This is a genomic window from Aquipuribacter hungaricus, from assembly GCF_037860755.1.
GTDB lineage: Bacteria > Actinomycetota > Actinomycetes > Actinomycetales > JBBAYJ01 > Aquipuribacter > Aquipuribacter hungaricus.
On sequence record NZ_JBBEOI010000298.1, the window covers coordinates 1 to 3,808 of the forward strand.

5 protein-coding genes are annotated in these 3,808 nt (G+C 77.8%); 1 reads left to right on the forward strand and 4 read right to left on the reverse strand.

Annotated elements, in window-relative coordinates; all coding sequences use genetic code 11:
• Positions 1-414, forward strand: a 414-nt coding sequence (locus WCS02_RS18490) for a hypothetical protein (RefSeq protein WP_340295759.1), incomplete at its 5' end; no start/stop codon positions are given.
• 415 nt (positions 415-829) lie between these two features.
• Here the strand turns inward: WCS02_RS18490 and WCS02_RS18495 are convergent.
• From WCS02_RS18495 to WCS02_RS18510, 4 genes are all read right to left on the reverse strand, one after another.
• Positions 830-1,222, reverse strand: coding sequence for a DUF3040 domain-containing protein (locus WCS02_RS18495; RefSeq protein WP_340295760.1), 393 nt, complete (start codon positions 1,220-1,222; stop codon positions 830-832).
• Between the two features lie 96 nt (positions 1,223-1,318).
• Entirely contained in the window at positions 1,319-2,581 is a 1,263-nt protein-coding gene (dinB, locus tag WCS02_RS18500) for a DNA polymerase IV (protein ID WP_340295761.1), read from the reverse strand.
• A 42-nt stretch (positions 2,582-2,623) separates the two neighbouring features.
• Complete coding sequence (locus tag WCS02_RS18505) at positions 2,624-3,391, reverse strand: class I SAM-dependent methyltransferase (RefSeq protein WP_340295762.1); 768 nt, start codon at positions 3,389-3,391, stop codon at positions 2,624-2,626.
• 64 nt (positions 3,392-3,455) lie between these two features.
• Positions 3,456-3,808, reverse strand: a 353-nt coding sequence (locus WCS02_RS18510) for a hypothetical protein (protein ID WP_340295763.1), incomplete at its 5' end; no start/stop codon positions are given.

The window sequence follows — 3,808 nt, forward strand, 5'->3', positions numbered from 1 at the left end:
CTGCCGCGGGCGTGGCGCTGGTGGCGCAGCCGGCGGCGCCTGGCCGGGGCGGCGGGCGACGACGCGGCCACAGCGGTGGCGCTGTGGACCGAGCTGCTGGAACGCCTGGCCGACCGGGGCGCCCTGCCCGACGGACGCACGGTGCGCGAGCAGGTGGCCGACCTGCTGCACCGGGAGCGGCTGGACCCCGCCGCCCGCGAGGCCCTGGCGCGGCTGTCCGAGGGGTGCGAGCGCGCGCTCTACGCGGTGGAGCCGGTGTCGCCGGAGCGGGGGCAGGAGGAGGTGCGGACGGTGCTGGCCGCCGTGTCCGCCCGGCGGGACCGGCTGCAGCGGCTCGGGGCCACGTGGTTCCCCTCGCCGACGCCGGTCACCGACGCGCCCCAGCGGCAGCGGGCGGCCGAGCGCGTGCGCTGAGGCGCGCTGCCGGGGGCCGGGGCTGACCGGGGACTCCCGGGCCGGGCCGTGGTGCGAGCGGGCCCGAGATCGTCGGGCCGGTCCACCCGGACGGGCGCACGGGGCGGGAGCGGGCCCGAGATCATCGGGCCGGTTCACCGGGACCGGCGTAGGAAGAGCGAGCGGACCCGAGATAGCCGGGCCGGGTCGGACCCGGTGCGAGAGAGCCCGAGATCGCTGGGCCGGTTCACCCAATCGGGCGCACGGAGCGCGAGCGAGCCCGAGATCGTCGGGCCGGTTCGGCGCCCGGTCGGTGAACCGGAGCACCCGTCGTCACCGCGTGCCCCCCAGGACGGGGCGTCATCGACCGTCCCGGAGCACGCACGAACTGACCCCCGACCAGGGGCCGGGGGTCAGGTGGTGCAGGAGCCTGCGGTCAGAGCCCGCCGCCGTCGGCGCGGCGCTCCCACCGCTCCTCCATGCGCTGCACGAAGGACGACTTCGCCCGGGGGGCGGGGCCGCTCCGGCTGCTGCCGCCGCGGGACGGTGTGTCAGGCACGGTGCGGGCGGGGGGCGCGGCCACCGCGAAGACGACCCCGCCGAACATCACGACGAAGCCGATGACGCTCAGCCAGAGCTGGCCGATCGAGATCCCGACGATGATGAGGGTGAGGCCGACGGCGACGGACGCGACGGCGACGAGCGCGCGAGAGACCGAGCCCACACCCCGCTGCCGCCCGGTGAGGGTGGTGGCGAACTTGGGGTCCTCGGCATAGAGCGCCTGCTCCATCTGCGCGAGGAGCTTCTGCTCGTGGTCGGAGAGCGGCACCGCTGACCTCCTGGCTCTCTGTCGGTGGGGTAAGGATAGACACGCGGCGGAGGCCGCGGCACCCGGTGGTCCCATCGGTGCAACGCCGGTGCGACTTCAGTGGTGCCCGGCCTCGTGCGCCCGTCCGGCGGACTTGCGGTCGACGAGCGTCCCGGGCCTCACGACGCCCGCGCCGAAGCGCCGGCTGAGGTCGTCGACGGCCCGCTCGGCGTCCCGCCAGCCGTGCTCCGGCGCCCCCAGCTCCAGCTGCAGCGGCGCGGTCTCCAGCGGCTGGAGCCCCTCGGCCTTGACCCCCACCAGGCGGATGCGCGCGCGGTCCAGGCCGAGCCCGTCGAAGGCCTGCACGGCGGCGGCGTGGACGTCGCGGCCGAGGTCGGTCGGCTGCCGCAGGGTCCTGCTTCGCGTGATGGTGGTGAAGTCCGCGAACCGGACCTTGAGGACCACGGTCCGGGCCACCATCCCCTCGCCGCGGACCCGGGCGGCGACCCGCTCGGACAGCCGGAGGAGCTCGCGGTGGACGACCCGGGGGTCGTCGACGTCCCGGGAGAAGGTCTCGTCGGCGCTGATGCTCTTGCCGCGGGTCTCGGGGACCACGCTGCGCGGGTCCCGGCCCCAGGCCAGCTCGTGCAGGTGGGCGCCCTGGGCCTGGCCGAGGGCGCGCTCGAGCGTGCGGACCGGGGTGTGGGCGAGGTCGGCGACCGTGGTGAGGCCGAGCCGGGTGAGCACCTCGTGGGTCTTGGGCCCGACGCCCCACAGGTCGGCCACCGGCAGGGAGTGGACGAACGGCACGGTGTCGGCCACCCCGACCACGAGCAGACCGTCGGGCTTGGCCGCCGAGCTGGCGAGCTTGGCGACGAACTTGGACGCGGCGACCCCGACGGACACCGTGATGCCCTGCTCGTCGGCGATCCGGTCGCGCAGGGCGGTGGCGATGGCGCTCGGGCTGCCCAGGCGCCGGAGGGCGCCCGAGACGTCGAGGAAGGCCTCGTCGAGGCTCAGCGGCTCGACGGCCGGCGTGATGGAGCGGAACACCTCCATGACGCCGCGCGACACCTCGGCGTACTGGCCGTGGCTCGGCTGGATGATCACGGCCTGCGGGCACAGCCGTCGCGCCCGGCCCATCGGCATGGCGGCGTGGACCCCGCTGCGGCGGGCCTCGTAGGTCGCGGACAGCACGACGCCGCGCGTGCCCCCGCCCACGATGACCGGCAGCCCCTTGAGCTCCGGGCGGCTGCGCAGCTCCACCGAGGCGTAGAAGGCGTCCATGTCGGCGTGCAGCACGGTGCAGCCGGTGTCGTCGCCGGTCAGCCCCAGCGCGGCGGCGCGGCCGTCGGCGCGCCCGACCTGCCGGCGGCTCACGGGAGCGCCCTGGTCGGGGTGGGCACCCGGGGGCCCGTCACGTCAGCGCCGGACGGCGTGCCAGTGCAGGTGGGACGCCAGGCCACGCAGCTCCAGCGAGCCCGCCGCGGCCGCCTCGAGCCGGCGCAGCGCGTCGCGCCCGCGCGGGGAGGAGTCGAGGGCGGCCTCGGGGACCAGGTCGGCGAGGACCGGCACGCCGGTGACCGCCACGACGTCCAGGCCCGCCCCGTCGAGCAGGGCGGCGGTGGCGGCGACGTCCAGGCGCCGCTGCAGCAGGTCGTCCGGGCCGCTGCGACCGTGGGCGTCGGTGAGGACCGCCAGGGCCTCCTCGACCCGTCCCATCGCCGCGCGCAGGGCGACGGCCCCGCTGCGCTGGGCGGTGAGCAGGCTGAGGACCGCCCCGGGGCGCATCGCCGCGGCGACCTCGGCGAGCGTGGCGGCGGGGTCGTCGACGAGCTCGAGCACGTCGTGGCACAGCAGCAGGTCCACGGGGCCGCGGCACAGCGTGGGCAGGGCGCGGGCGTCGCCCTGGTGGCCGCTGACCCGGTCGCCGACACCGGCCTCGCGGGCGCGCCGGTCCAGCGCGGCGAGCGCGTCGGGGCTGGGGTCGACGACGACGACGTCGTGCCCGCGCAGGGCCAGCTCGACCGACAGGGCGCCGGTGCCGCCGCCGAGGTCGACGACCAGGGCGGGGCCGCCGTCGGGGGCGCGGACCTCCAGCAGCGGGACGACGAGGGCCGCGACGGCGTCCAGGCGCAGCTCCGAGCGGCCGGGGCGCCGGTCGCGTCGCTGGACGGTGGGGTCGGGCACGCCGACAGCCTACGAGCACGGACCGTCGGCCGGGCCTGGGACGCGGCGACCCCGCGGGACGCCCTCACCGGCCGGGGCTCCCCTGGCTGGAGTGCCACAGCCGGCGCGGGGCGTCGGCGGCACCGCGGGCCCGCTTGGCGGCGGCCTCCTCGGCGAGCTTGCGCGGCTCGGTCCCGCTGACCCCGGCCGGCTTGATGTCCGCGTACGGGGACTGCCGGAACCCGCTGGCGTGCACCAGCACCCGGCGCCTGCCGCCGCCCATGCCGCCGGCACCCTCGCGCTCCTCCTCCGGTCCTCCCCCGCCACCGCCGACCAGCGGCAGCCCGACGGGGTGGGCGCTGGGGGCCGTCGGCGGGCGGGCGAGCACCGGACGGCTCGCCCGGGTCGGGGCGGCGCCGGTGACCGCGGGCCCCCGGG